Source organism: Streptomyces sp. NBC_01304 (genome assembly GCF_035975855.1).
In the GTDB taxonomy this organism is placed as follows: domain Bacteria; phylum Actinomycetota; class Actinomycetes; order Streptomycetales; family Streptomycetaceae; genus Streptomyces.
In genome coordinates this window covers 8,522,880-8,535,501 of the sequence record NZ_CP109055.1, presented here as the reverse complement: position 1 = coordinate 8,535,501, position 12,622 = coordinate 8,522,880, and the positions used below count along the sequence as shown (strand labels likewise).

General features: G+C 72.2%; 11 protein-coding genes. 5 read left to right on the top strand and 6 right to left on the bottom strand.

The features are described 5' to 3' along the window. Both OG430_RS37980 and OG430_RS37975 read right to left on the bottom strand, forming a co-directional pair. The gene (locus OG430_RS37980) at positions 1-534 is read right to left on the bottom strand and encodes a tripartite tricarboxylate transporter TctB family protein (protein WP_327357194.1); all 534 of its coding nucleotides are present in this window, start codon (positions 532-534) and stop codon (positions 1-3) included. A 20-nt stretch (positions 535-554) separates the two neighbouring features. After that, entirely contained in the window at positions 555-1,538 is a 984-nt protein-coding gene (locus OG430_RS37975; RefSeq protein WP_327359412.1) for a Bug family tripartite tricarboxylate transporter substrate binding protein, read from the bottom strand. A gap of 160 nt (positions 1,539-1,698) precedes the next feature. Here OG430_RS37975 and OG430_RS37970 point away from each other — a divergent pair, with 160 nt between their 5' ends. The 3 genes from OG430_RS37970 (at position 1,699) to OG430_RS37960 (ending at position 4,304) form a co-directional block, all read left to right on the top strand. Next, positions 1,699-2,385 carry a response regulator gene (locus OG430_RS37970; protein WP_327357193.1) on the top strand — a complete coding sequence of 229 codons (687 nt, stop codon included), beginning with the start codon at positions 1,699-1,701 and terminating at the stop codon, positions 2,383-2,385. A gap of 260 nt (positions 2,386-2,645) precedes the next feature. Next, positions 2,646-3,650, top strand: coding sequence for a lytic polysaccharide monooxygenase auxiliary activity family 9 protein (locus tag OG430_RS37965; protein WP_327357192.1), 1,005 nt, complete (start codon positions 2,646-2,648; stop codon positions 3,648-3,650). A gap of 213 nt (positions 3,651-3,863) precedes the next feature. Then, positions 3,864-4,304, top strand: a complete 441-nt coding sequence (locus OG430_RS37960; RefSeq protein WP_327357191.1) for an SRPBCC family protein — start codon at positions 3,864-3,866, stop codon at positions 4,302-4,304. Position 4,305: 1 nt separating this feature from the next. Here the strand turns inward: OG430_RS37960 and OG430_RS37955 are convergent, their stop codons facing one another. Continuing rightward, positions 4,306-4,980, bottom strand: a complete 675-nt coding sequence (locus OG430_RS37955; RefSeq protein ID WP_327357190.1) for a response regulator transcription factor — start codon at positions 4,978-4,980, stop codon at positions 4,306-4,308. Next, positions 4,977-6,230: a sensor histidine kinase gene (locus OG430_RS37950; RefSeq protein WP_327357189.1), complete on the bottom strand. Its 1,254-nt coding sequence runs from the start codon at positions 6,228-6,230 to the stop codon at positions 4,977-4,979. The genes OG430_RS37955 and OG430_RS37950 overlap by 4 nt, the downstream gene beginning before the upstream one ends. Before the next feature lie 132 nt (positions 6,231-6,362). On the opposite strand from OG430_RS37950, the gene OG430_RS37945 reads away from it, so the two are divergent. Together OG430_RS37945 and OG430_RS37940 are read left to right on the top strand one after the other, a co-directional pair. Then, a complete protein-coding gene (locus OG430_RS37945; RefSeq protein ID WP_327357188.1) occupies positions 6,363-7,274 on the top strand; it encodes an ABC transporter ATP-binding protein in 912 nt (303 codons plus the stop codon). After that, complete coding sequence (locus tag OG430_RS37940; protein WP_327357187.1) at positions 7,271-8,101, top strand: ABC transporter permease; 831 nt, start codon at positions 7,271-7,273, stop codon at positions 8,099-8,101. The genes OG430_RS37945 and OG430_RS37940 overlap by 4 nt, the downstream gene beginning before the upstream one ends. Positions 8,102-8,136: 35 nt before the next feature. On the opposite strand, the gene OG430_RS37935 is transcribed toward OG430_RS37940, so the two are convergent. Further along, positions 8,137-9,096, bottom strand: coding sequence for a DNA polymerase Y family protein (locus OG430_RS37935; RefSeq protein ID WP_327357186.1), 960 nt, complete (start codon positions 9,094-9,096; stop codon positions 8,137-8,139). Further along, a complete protein-coding gene (locus tag OG430_RS37930) occupies positions 9,093-12,581 on the bottom strand; it encodes a DNA polymerase III subunit alpha (RefSeq protein WP_327357185.1) in 3,489 nt (1,162 codons plus the stop codon). Before OG430_RS37930 ends, OG430_RS37935 begins: the two co-directional genes overlap by 4 nt. Between the last annotated feature and the right edge of the window lie 41 nt (positions 12,582-12,622).

Genomic DNA, 12,622 nt, shown 5'->3' with positions numbered 1-12,622 from the left:
TCACAGCACTCCCATCAGGGGGCCGCCGGGCAGCGGGACCCCGAGCAGATTGTTGAAGAGGGCGTACGTCGCGACCGAGAGGACGGCGGCGATCAGCGGGTCGCGGTCGGGGCGGCGACTGCCGAGGGCGAAGGCCGCGCCCCAGAAGAGCAGGGCGCCCGCGACGGGGAAGCCGACCGGTTCGATGAGGACGGCGGCGCCCAGGAAGACTCCGGCGAGCAGCAACACCGTGCGCCAGTCGGCGGGTTCGGCGAGGTCGATGTCCTCGCCGCCCTCGGCCTCGCCGCGGCCGCCGCGCAGCACGTCGACCGCGAGCAGCAGGGCGATGACGAGCAGCCCGATGCCGACCACGACCGGGACGGTCTTGGGGCCGATGGGGCCGCGCTGGGAGATGTCGACGTCCATGGTGAGCGCGTCGGTGAGGACGAGTGCGCCGAGCGCCAACAGCATGACGCAGACGCCGAGTTCGGAGTGCTCGCGCAACCACGACTTGCGGGGTCGGTCGTCCTGCGGGGATTCGGTGGTGGCGCTCACGGCCCCTTCTCCTTCGGTGCTCACAGCCCCAGCTCCTTCAGTACGGACACCACGCGCTTGTCCTCCTTGTCGAGGAAGGCGCCGAACTTGTCGCCGGTGAGGAAGGCGTCGTCCCAGCCGTTCTTGTCGAGGGACCTCTTCCACTCGGGCGAGTCATGGAGCTTGCGTACGAGGCCGGTGAGCTTGTCGCGCTGGGCGTCGGAGAGTCCGGGCGGGGCCACGATGCCGCGCCAGTTGGTGAAGTTGACGTCGTAGCCGGACTCCATGAGCGTCGGCCCGTCCAGGCCCTTCACCCGCTCGGGACCGGTGACGGCGAGCAGCCGGAGCTCGCCGGACTTGATCTGGTCGAGGTATTCGCCGACGCCTGAGACGCCGAAGGCGACCTTGTTGCCGAGGATCGAGGCGAGGAGCTCGCCGCCGCCGTCGAAGGGGATGTAGTTGACGTCCTTCGGCGCGATGCCGGCCGCGCGTGCCATCAGCATCGGGGCGAGGTGGTCGGGGCCGCCGGGCGAGGAGCCGCCGCCGACGGGCAGCTTGCCGGGGTTCTTCTTCCAGGCCTCGACGAGGTCGTCGATGGTCTTGTACGGCGAGTCCTTGGCGACGACCACGACGTCCTGCTCCTGGGTGAGCCGGGCGATCGGGGTGGTGTCGGCGAGGGTCTTCGGCGAGTGGTTGGAGCGCGCGGCGCCGACCACTCCGAGGCCCATGGACATCGCGAGCTTGCCGTTGCCGTGCTCGCCGACGAGACGGGTCAGGCCGACCGTGCCGCCGGCGCCGGGCAGGTTGTAGACCTCGATGCCGTGGGTGAGTCCGGCGTCCTCGGCGTCCTTGGCCGCGGTGCGGGCGGTGATGTCGTAGCCGCCGCCCGGGGTGTTGGGGACCATGAGGCGCAGGCCGGGGATCTGGGTGCCGGTGTCGGCGCCGCTGCCGCTCGTGAGCAGGGGCGGGGCCCCGAGTACGAGCAGCGCGGCGCCGAGCAGGGCGAGGGGTGTGCGCAGGCGCACGGGTGCCACCACCTGTCGGAACGTAGAAGAACGTGGGAGAAGGAGCTCGTGGGGGAGAGCTGTGAGGTGGCCCACATGTTGCCTGCGCGTTAACAAGCTGTCTCTCTTCCGCAAGCAACGGACGTTGTGGTCGTTGTGGTCGCGTACTTAGCCTGACGCGGTGACGAAGGTGCTGGTCGTGGACGACGACTTCATGGTGGCGAAGCTGCACAGCCGGTACGTGGCCGCCCTGGAGGGGTTCTCGGTGGTCGGGGTCGCGCACAGCGGCGCCGAGGCGCTGCGTGCGGCGGAGCAGTTGCGGCCCGACATCGCCCTGCTCGATGTGTATATGCCGGACATGGACGGCATCAGCGTGCTGCGGGAGCTGCGCGCGGCCGAGGAGCGCGATCCGGGGCGGACCCCGGTGGACGCCCTGTTCATCACGGCTGCCCGGGAGGCGGAGGTGGTGCGCTCGGCGCTGCGGGCCGGGGCGCTGCACTATCTGATCAAGCCCTTCAACCAGGCGGCCCTGCAGGAGCAGTTGAGGCACGTGGCGGCTCTGCGCAGCCGGCTCGACTCCCTCGACGAGGCCCGGCAGGAGGACGTCGACCAGATCTTCGGGACCCGGCCGCCGGGGTCGCGCGAACTGCCCAAGGGGCTCGCGGCGCACACCGGGGAGCTGGTCGAGCGGGTGCTGCGGACCCATCCGGGCGGCCTGTCCGCCACCGAGTGCGCCGAGGCGGGGGCGCTGTCACGGGTGAGCGCGCGCCGGTACCTGGAGTTCTTCGCGGACACCGGACGGGTCGAGGTCACGCTCAGGTACGGGGGTACGGGGCGGCCGGAGCGGCGTTATCGGTGGGTCGGCTGAAGCACCGGCTGAAAGATCGCCACTTCCGGAATCCGACATTCGGGGCGCGCTCTTAATCATCTCTGAGCCGATCCTTAAAGGGAGCCTAAGGATCGGCTCCACCCCGCCTCAGCAGGCGATTCCACGGTTTCGAGGGGCTAGTTTTCTGATCGCCGGGACGGGTTCGAACCGTCGGTGCCGCGCTTCATCGGGGGGCAGCACCGCAGGTTCGTACCCGTCTCGTATCCCCCAGTTATGCACCGTGTTCAAGGAGATCCCCCATGACTGCTCGCCGCATCGCGACCGTCGCCACCGTCGGTATCGCCCCGCTCGCCCTCACCGCGCTGGCCATATCCCCGGCCTCCGCGCACGGCTCGATGACGGACCCGGTGAGCCGTGTCTCCGCCTGCTACGCGGAGGGCCCGGAGTCCCCCGACTCGGCCGCCTGCAAGGCCGCGGTCGCCGCCTCCGGCGTGCAGGCCTTCTACGACTGGAACGGCGTGAACATCGCCAACGCCGCGGGCAAGTCGAAGGAGATCATCCCCGACGGCAAGCTCTGCTCCGCCGGCAACGACAAGTACAAGGGCCTCGACCTGCCGCGCGCCGACTGGCCGTCCTCCAAGCTGGCGTCCGGCAGCCACACCTTCCGCTACAAGGGCACCGCCCCGCACAAGGGTTCCTTCGAGCTGTACATCACCAAGGACAGCTACGACCCGAGCAAGCCGCTCAAGTGGTCGGACCTGGAGTCGAAGCCCTTCGCGAACGTCACCGACCCGAAGATGGAGAACGGTGACTACGTCTTCGACGGCAAGATCCCGGCCAAGAAGGGCCGCCACCTGATCTACTCGATCTGGCAGCGCTCGGACTCCCCGGAGGCCTTCTACACCTGCTCCGACGTCGTCTTCGGCGCGGACAACGGCGGATCCGCGGGCGGCGGTTCGACCTCGGACGAGGAGACCACCCCGGCGCCCGAGGCCTCCGCGCCCAGCGAGGAGCAGATCAAGGACGGCGAGGGCAACTCCTCCGTCGAGCACCACGGCCACGGCGACAACAACGCCGACACGGGCGCCGACGCCTCCGCCGCCGCGCCCGAGGACAACGCCCCCGAGGTGAACGGCGCCGCCGGCAAGCCCGCCGCCGCGGGCGAGGACCTCGCCGAGACCGGTGGCGACAGCAACACCCCGTACATCGCGATCGGTGGCGCCGCCGCCCTCGCGATCGGCGCCGCGGCCATGTTCGGCTCGGTCCGCCGCCGCGCGGTCGCCGGTGGCCGGCACAGCCGCTGAACGGCACGTGTCGCCAGGCTGATCCGCAGCCGCAGCTCTCGCTGCCGCCAGATCGGCACCGGTAGATACCGGTAGATACAGATAGACCTGTACGGCACCCAGACTCCGGTGGTCCCCACGGGACATGGGAACCACCGGATGCCGTACACCACGACCGCGCCGCCGCTCCTCCCCTTCACCTCGGGAGCGGTGGCGCGGTCGTACGCTCACGGGGTGTCCGCATTCCGTGTGTCCCGCAGCACCCGACTGTCCGTCCAGGAGGCCTGGCTACGGGTCACCGACTGGCCCCTGCACGCCGCTCGGGTCCCGCTGACGCAGACGGTCGTACTGACCGATCCGCCGGCCCGCGTGGGCACCCGCTTCGTGGCCCGCACGGCACTGGGCCGGTTCGGCTTCGACGACCCGATGGAGGTCACGGTCTGGGAGCCGCCCGGGCCGGGGTCCGCCTCCGGTCACTGCCGGCTGGTCAAGACCGGTTCGGCGCTGACGGGTTGGGCCGAGATTTCCGTACGTCCCCGGGGTGCGGGGTCGTACGTGGAGTGGCGCGAGGACCTGCGCATCGCGAAGCTCCCGCGCCTCGCCGACCCGGTGACCGCGGTCGCGGGCCGGGTCGTCTTCGGCCTGGCCCTGCGCGGGCTGCTGCGTACGCCATGACTCACTTCGACGGCGTCACGAGGCCCAACTCGTAGGCGATGATGACCAGTTGTACGCGGTCCCGGGCGTCCAGCTTGGTGAAGAGCCGCGCCACATGGGCCTTGGCGGTGGCCACGCTGATGCACAGCTCGGCGGCGATCTCCGCGTTGGCGAGGCCCCGCCCGACGAGGGTGAGGACCTCGCGCTCCCGTGCGGTGACGCCCGCGACGGGCCGGGGCGCGGGACCGGGCTCGGGGCGGCCCGCGAACTCCGCGATGAGCCGGCGGGTGACGCTCGGCGCGATCAGGCCGTCGCCCGCGGCGACCACCCGGATCGCGCCCAGGATGTCGTCCATGGCCATGTCCTTGACGAGGAATCCGCTGGCCCCGGCGCGCAGCGCGCCGTACACGTAATCGTCGTCGTCGAACGTGGTGAGCACGAGCACCCGCGTCGGGCCGGCCCCCTCGGTGATGAGCCGGGTCGCCTCGATGCCGTCCATGCCGGGCATGCGGATGTCCATCACCGCGACATCGGGGGCGAGTTCACGCACGAGCCGAACGGCTTCCGCCCCACTGCCGGCCTCGCCCACGATCCTCAGATCGGGATGATCGGCGATGAGCACGCGCAGCCCGGCGCGGACCAGGGGCTGGTCGTCGACCAGGACCACGTCGACGGGGCGCTCGGGTCGTTCGCTCATCGGGTCTCCTCCGGCACGGGAAGCCGGGCCGCCACCCGGAAGCCGCCCTCCGGGCGGGGGCCCGCGGTCAGGGCACCGCCCAGGAGCCCGGCGCGCTCGCGCATCCCGATGATCCCGTATCCGGCACCGGGCAGCACCGGCCCCGTCCCGTCGTCGACGATCTCGATGGACAAGGCTTCCTCCTGCGCCGGACCGGCATCCCCCGGATACTCGACCACCACCCTGCAGCCCGTCACCCCCGCATGCCGCACCACATTGGTCACCGCCTCCTGGATGATCCGGAACGCGGACAGCTCGACCTCCGCGGGCAGCGCCCGCCGCTCCCCCCGCCACTCCACATCGACCCGCACCCCGGCGTCCCGCACCGTCTCGGCCAGCCGGTCCACGTCGGCAAGTCCCGGTGCCGGGGCGACCGGGGCCGCCCCCTTGCCCTCGTCCGACTGCCGGAGGGCGACCAGCATCCGGCGCAGCCCCGCAAGGGTCTCGCGGCTGGTGGTCTCGATGGCGGACAGCGCGTTCCGCGCCTCGGCGGGCTGGGTCTCGATGACGCGGCTGCCGACCCCGGCCTGGATGGCGATGACCCCGATGCTGTGCGCGACCATGTCGTGCAACTCCCGGGCGATCCGCAGCCGTTCGGCGGTGACGGCCTGGAGCGCGGCCTGCGCCCGCAGCGTCTCGGCGTGCCGGCTGCGCTCGTACACCGAGAAGCCGATCAGCCAGGCGGTGGCGAGGGCCAGGACGAGGGAGAGCGCGGTGGAGGCGAAGACGTCGGAGCCGGAGCGGTAGTAAGCGGTGGAGAGGATCTGCACCACGAGCGCCATGACTCCGGCGGTGACGGCGGTACGCCGGGGCCGGGTCGCCGCGATCCAGCCGACGGCGATGTCGACCACCACGGCCTGCAGATACCCGATCTGCCAGCCCTGGCCCTGCCCTCGGGCCGGCCAAGGAGCCTCCGGTTCGGTCACCAGGGTCACCACGGCGAACGAACCGGCCAGCATCAGCACCAGGGCCGGCAGCGGCCGGTACCGCAGGAGCGCGAACGGCAGCACCGCGGTCAGGGCCGCCGGGACGAGCCGGATCCCGGTCAGCTCCTGCTGCTCGCTCAGCGCGGCGAAGTACAGCGCGAAGGGGTAGGCGAGCGCCCCGCACCAGGCCAGGAGCTCCCCGGTGGCGGGTCTCGAGAAGCGCGTGGGTCCCGAGAAGCGCGGGGGCCACAGCGGGGGCCGCGGCGCGGCGGGCGGGGCGTTCATGACGGTGATCCTATTTCCGGCCCCGCCCCCTGACATCGGCCCACGGGCGTACGCCCCCGGGCTATGGCCGCGCCCCCGAATGTGATCGCCGGCCCGATGCCGCGGCCACCCGTGCCCCGGCAGCGTAGAGCCGTGATTGAAGCCAACGACCTCACCAAACGCTACGGCGACACGACTGCCGTGAACGCCCTGACCTTTACCGTGCGCCCCGGTCGCGTCACCGGATTCCTCGGCCCGAACGGCGCGGGCAAGACCACGACGCTGCGGATGCTGCTCGGCCTGAACCGGCCCACGAGCGGCACCATCACGATCGACGGCCACCCCTTCCGCGACCTCCCCCGGGGCCTGCGCCGGGTCGGGGCGCTGCTCGACGCCCATGACGTGCACGGCGGCCGCACCGCCCGCGCCCACCTGGCGGCGCTGGCCCGCAGCAACGGCATCCCGCGCGGCCGGGCGGACGAGGTCCTTGAGGAGGTGGGTCTCGCCCAGGTGGCGAGGCGCCGCGTCGGCGGCTTCTCGCTCGGCATGAAGCAGCGCCTCGGCATCGCGACCGCACTGCTCGGCGACCCTCCGGTGCTGCTCTTCGACGAGCCGCTGAACGGCCTGGACGTGGAGGGCGTGCTGTGGGTGCGCGCACTGCTGAGGCGGCTCGCGGACGAGGGGCGGACGGTGTTCGTGTCCAGCCATCAGATGAGCGAGATGGAGAACACCGCCGACGAGCTGATCGTCGTGGGGCGTGGTGAGTTGATCGCGGCGGAGAGCCTGACAGAGTTCGCCGCGCGCGGCACCCGCCTCAGTGTCGCCGTCCGCACGCCCGACCTCGCGGAGCTCACCGGCGTGCTGACGGCCGAGGGTGCCTCGGTGCAGCCGGCCGGCCCGGAGCTGTGCGCGGTGACCGGGCTCAGTGCGGCGCGCATCGGTGAACTCGCCTTCGCCCACCGGGTGTTGCTGCATGAACTCAGCCCCAGGACCGCCTCGCTCGAAGAGGCCTTCCTGGAACTCACCGCCGACAGCGTCGAATACCTCGCAGGAGATGCCCGATGAGCGCCCTTGCCCAGGAACCCCGGGCCCGTTTCCGTGATCTGCTGGCCGCCGAGTGGATCAAGTTGTGGTCGCTGCGGTCGACGTACTGGGTCCTGTTCGTGGGCGCCCTGGTCGTCATCGGGATCAACGTCAACTCGGCCCTGTCCAACGCGGATCTGCTGGCGAACCAGCCGGCCGTGAACCCCAGGGACCCGGGGATGCGCATCGACCCGATGGGTCCCGCCTTCGTCGAACCTGCCTACCAGATCCTGATGCTCATCGCGGGCAGTGTCGGCGCGATCTCCGTCTTCGGGGAGTACACCAGCGGTCTCATCCGTACGACGTTCACGGCCGTGCCCGCCCGGCGCCCGGTGGTGGCGGCGAAGATCGTGGTCGTGACGGTGGTGACGCTGGTGCTCGGCACGGTCGTCGCGGCGGCGTCGTTCGGCGTGACCCAGTCGATCCTCGGCGAGTACGGCGGCCGCTCGCTCGGCGATCCCGGCTCGCTGCGGGCCGTCGCGGGCTCCGCGCTGCTCGCTCCGGTGTGCGCCGTCGTCGGGATGGCGCTGGGCGCGCTGATCCGGCACGCCACGGGCACGGTCGTCGCGGTGGTCGCCGCCCTGCTGCTCCTGCCCGCGCTGTTCGGCGGCGAGACCTACCGCTGGGTCGCGGAGATCGGCAACGCCATGCCGCTCTCCGCGTGGTTCGCCCTGATCCAGGGCCCCACCAGCACCTGGGATCTGGGCCGGTACCAGACGTCGGTCACCGAGGCGTGGATCGTGTTCGCGGCCTGGCCGCTGGTCGCGGGCCTGGTCGCGGTGTTCGTGGTGGACCGCCGCGACGTATGACCGCTCCGGCCCGCGGGCCTCTCCGTCGGACAGGTCTACGCCGCCAACGCTCCCGGCACCACGGCCCCGGGCCCGAACTTGGCCCGCGCCCGGTCCGCGACCTCTTCGATCCGGCGGGCCTTGTCGTCCGCCGGGTCGAAGGTGAGCTGGTGGGAGGCGAGTTCGGCGGGCCCGAGCCCCTCCGCGCGCAGCGAGAGCGCCCTGACCCGGGCGCGCTGCAGGCCGAGCGCCTCGTACATGCGGTACGCGGCCGCCGCGAGCGCCGCCGAGTGCGCGGTGGGTTCGGGCAGGGCCCGGCTGCGTACCGTGGTGGACCGGTCGGCGTAGCGCACCGTGAGGGTCAGGGTCTTGCACACCTGCTGCTCGCCGCGCATCCGGGCGCCCAGCTCCTCGGTGAGGGAGAGCAGCGCACGGCGGTGCCGGTCCTGGTCCAACTCGTCGCGGGAGAAGGGGCGTTCGGCGGCGACCGAGCGGGATGCGGCATTGCGTACGACCGGCACGTGGTCGATGCCACGGGCCCGCTCGTGCAGCTCACGCCCGGCCTTCGCGCCGAGGATGCGCTGGACGGTGCCGAGCGGCGCGGCGCCGAGCTTGCCGATGGAGTCGAGGCCGTACGCACACAGGGTGCGGGCAGTGGCGCGGCCGACGCCGTCGAGGGCGGCGACGGGTTTGCGGGCGAGGTAGTCCGCCGGGTCGTCCACGACGAGGGTCACCCCGGGCGCCGCGTCCCGCGCCGCCATCCGGGCCAGCATCGGACCCGGCCCGGCCCCGATCACACAGTCCACGCCGTACAGGGCGAGCGCCCTGACCCGGACGAGCGCGGCCAGTTCACCGGCACCCCGCCCGAAGTACTTGAGGGCGCCCCGCACATCGGCGAGCGCCCCGTCGGGCGGCACGGCCTCGACGACGGGCGTGAACTGGCCGAGCAGCGCGAGGAGTTCGGGCAGCAGCGCCTCACCCTCGGGCCCGATCCGGAAACGTACGAAGAGAATCATCCCGCGCTCCCCGGACTCTGGTGCCACAACTTCCTTGCGCTCCCCGCCCCTTCGCCCGCCGGACGCAGATCCGCCCAGGGGTGCATCTCGTAGCCCGTGGCCATCCGGATCCGCCGCCCGCCCACCGGGTCACCGGACTCCGCCCCCGACTCCGACCCGCCGGACGCCGCCCCTTGAGCCCGGTCCGCCGGACCACCGCCCTCCGCCGCCCCTGCGGAGCCCTCCGTCGCGAGCCGCGCGGCCACCGCCTCAAGGCCGCCCTCCCCCCGCAGCTCCACCAGTTCGGCGAGGTTCCACGCGGCCGCGCCCACCACGCTCAGGCTCTGCGGCCCGCGCCGCTGCACCACACCCCGTACGAGCAGCAGCCAGGAGTGGAAGACGGTGTGCGCGCACCGCTCGTGGCTGTCGTCGAAGAAGGCGAGGTCGACCAGGCCCGTGCCGTCGTCGAGGGTGGAGAAGATGACGCGCTTGCCGGAGCGGATGGGCGGGGTCTGGGTGGCCGCCTTGGCGCCCGCGACGAGGACGGTCTGCCCGTGCTCGGCCATCCGCAGGCGCTTGGCGGAGGTCACCCCGAGCTCGCGCAGGAAGTCGTGGTGGTCGCCCATCAGATGGCGGGACGCGTCCATGCCGAGCACGCCGAGCTCGGCGCTGAGCCGTTCGGCGTCGCCCAGGTCGGGCAGCCCGGCCGGGGCCGTCTTCCGCCCTCCCGCGAGCGGAAGTTGCTCGCCGTACGAGCCGCGTGCGCCCCGGTGCAGCTCCGCGAGGTGCAGGAGCAGATCCCGCCGATTTCCACCGAAGGCGTCCAACGCCCCTACCTGCGCGAGCCGTTCGGCGACCGGCTTGCCGGGCCTGGCCCGCTCCCAGAAGTCGAGCAGCGAGGAGTACGGCTGCCCGTCGGCGATCCGCGCGGCCTCGGCCGCACTGATCCTGTGCACGTCGGACAGCGCGAGCCGCACGCCCCACTGGTCACCGGAGGATCCAGTACCGTACACCAGTTCGATCCGATGAGCGACCGCAGAGTGGTTCACATCCAGCGGGAGCACCGGCACCCCCCGCCGCCGCGCGTCCGCGAGCAGCAGCCGCTTCGGATACATCCCCGGATCGTGCGTGAGCAGCCCCGCATAGAAGGCCGCCGGATGGTGCGCCTTCAGCCAGGCCGACTGATAGGTCGGCACGGCGAAGGCCACGGCGTGCGCCTTGCAGAAGCCGTATGAGCCGAAGGCCTCGATGATCTCCCAAGTCCGCCCGATCACCTCGGCGTTGTACCCCCGGGCCGCCGCCTGCTGCGCGAACCACACCCGGATCCGCCCCTGCGACTCGACGTCGGAGAGCCCGCGCCGCACCCGGTCGGCCTCGTCGCGGCCGCAGCCCGTCATGAGGTTCACCATCTCGATGATCTGCTCGTGGAAGACGACGACGCCGTACGTGTCGCGCAGCGCCTCTGCCAGGTCCGGATGCGGATACCGCACGGCCTTGCGCCCGTGCCGGGCCTCGATGAACGGCCGCACCATGTCCGCCGCGACCGGCCCGGGACGGAACAGCGAGATGTCCACCACCAGATCGTGGAAGGTCGCGGGCTGCAGCCGCCCGACCAGATCCCGCTGCCCCGGCGACTCGATCTGAAAACACCCCAACGTCTCGGCGCTGCGGATGAGTTCATACGTCGCCGGGTCACCCTCCGGTACGGAGTCGAGGTCGAGCGGCGTACCGGTGGCCCGCTCCACCTCGGCGGCGGCGTGCGCCATCGCGGACTGCATCCGTACGCCGAGCACGTCGAGCTTGAGCAGCCCGAGGTCCTCGACGTCCTCCTTGTCGAACTGGGACATGGGAAATCCCTCGCCGCTGGTCGGCATGACCGGCGTACGGGCGAGCAGCGAGGCGTCGGAGAGCAGCACCCCGCACGGGTGCATGGCGATCCCGCGCGGCAGGGCGTCCAGCGCCTCGACCAGCTCCCACAGCCGCCCATGCCTCTCCATCTCCCCTGCCACCGCCCGCAGTTCGGGCAGTTCCTCCATCGCGGCGCGGGCGTCGCGGGCGCGGATGTGCGGGAAGGCCTTGGCGATGCGGTCGATCTCGGCCGGGTCCATGGACAGGGCCGCACCCACGTCGCGTACCGCATGACGCACCCGGTAGGTCTCGGGCATGGAGACGGTCGCGACCCGCTCGGTGCCGAAGCGGCCGATGATCGCGCGGTACACCTCGAGCCGGCGGGCGGATTCCACGTCGATGTCGATGTCGGGCAGGACGGAGCGCCGCTTGGACAGGAACCGCTCCATGTAGAGGTCGTGCGCGACCGGATCGGCGTGCGCGATGCCCAACAGATGGTTGACCAGGGACCCGGCACCGGACCCCCGGGCGGCAACCCGGATCCCCATCTCCCGTACGTCGTCGACGACTTGAGCGACCGTCAGGAAGTAGGAGGCGAACCCGTGGTGCTCGATGATGTCCAGCTCGTGGTGCATCCGCTCCCAGTACGCGCGCCTGCCGTCGTACCCGCGCCGCACCATGCCGGCCGCGGCCCGGGAGGCGAGCACCCGCTGGGCGGTGCGCCGCCCCGCGCCCACCAGGTGCGGCTCGGGGAAGTGCACGGTGCCGATGCCGAGATCGTCCTCGGGGTCGACGAGGCACTCGGCGGCGGTCTCCTGCGTGGTCTCCATCAGGCGGTACGCGATGTCCTTGCGATAGCCGGCGGCCTCGACGATCCGCTCGGCGGCGCCCAGCATGTCCGCCGCACCCTTGAGCCAGCGCTCACCGCTGTCGAGGCCCTTGCGGGGGTCGATCGGCACGAGGCGGCGGGCGGCGTCGAGAACGTCGACGACGGGGCCCTGACCCGGGTCGGCGTACCGGACGGCGTTGCTGAGCACGGGACGTACGCCCTGCTCGGCGGCGAAGCCGACGGTGCGGGCGGCGAGGCGCAGCGAGCCGGGGCCGGTGCCCCGCAGCCCGTGGTGCACGGCTTCGAGGCGCAGCGCGTCGCCGTAGATCTCCCGCCAAGGGGCGAGCAGCTTGGCGGCCCGGTCGGGCCGGCCCGCGGCGAGCGCCCGGCCCACGTCGGAGGCGGGCCCGAGCAGCACGGTCAGACCGTCGCCGTGATTGGCGTCCCAGGCCAGCAGGGGCCGGTCCTCTGCGGTGTGCGCGGCGGTGACCAGGCGGCACAGGTCGGCCCACCCCGCGGCCCCGTCCCTGGCCAGGAAGGTGACACGGGGCGCGGACTCGTCGATGAAGGCGCCGCCCCGCACGGGCGCCCGCCGCTGCCGACCGCGCACCGGCTCCCCCACGGCGAGCTCGGCCCCGAACAGCGGCCGCACCCCCGCCTTGGCGCAGGCCTTGGCGAACCGCACGGTTCCGGCCACGGAGTCCCGGTCCGTCAGGGCGAGCGCGTCCATGCCGCGCTCGACGGCGCGCTCGGCAAGGCGCTCGGGGTGCGAGGCGCCGTAGCGCAGCGAGAACCCGGAAACGGTACGCAGATGCGTGAACCCCGGCACACGCACCTCCTGACCCAATCCGCTCTCACCTCCCCGCCTCC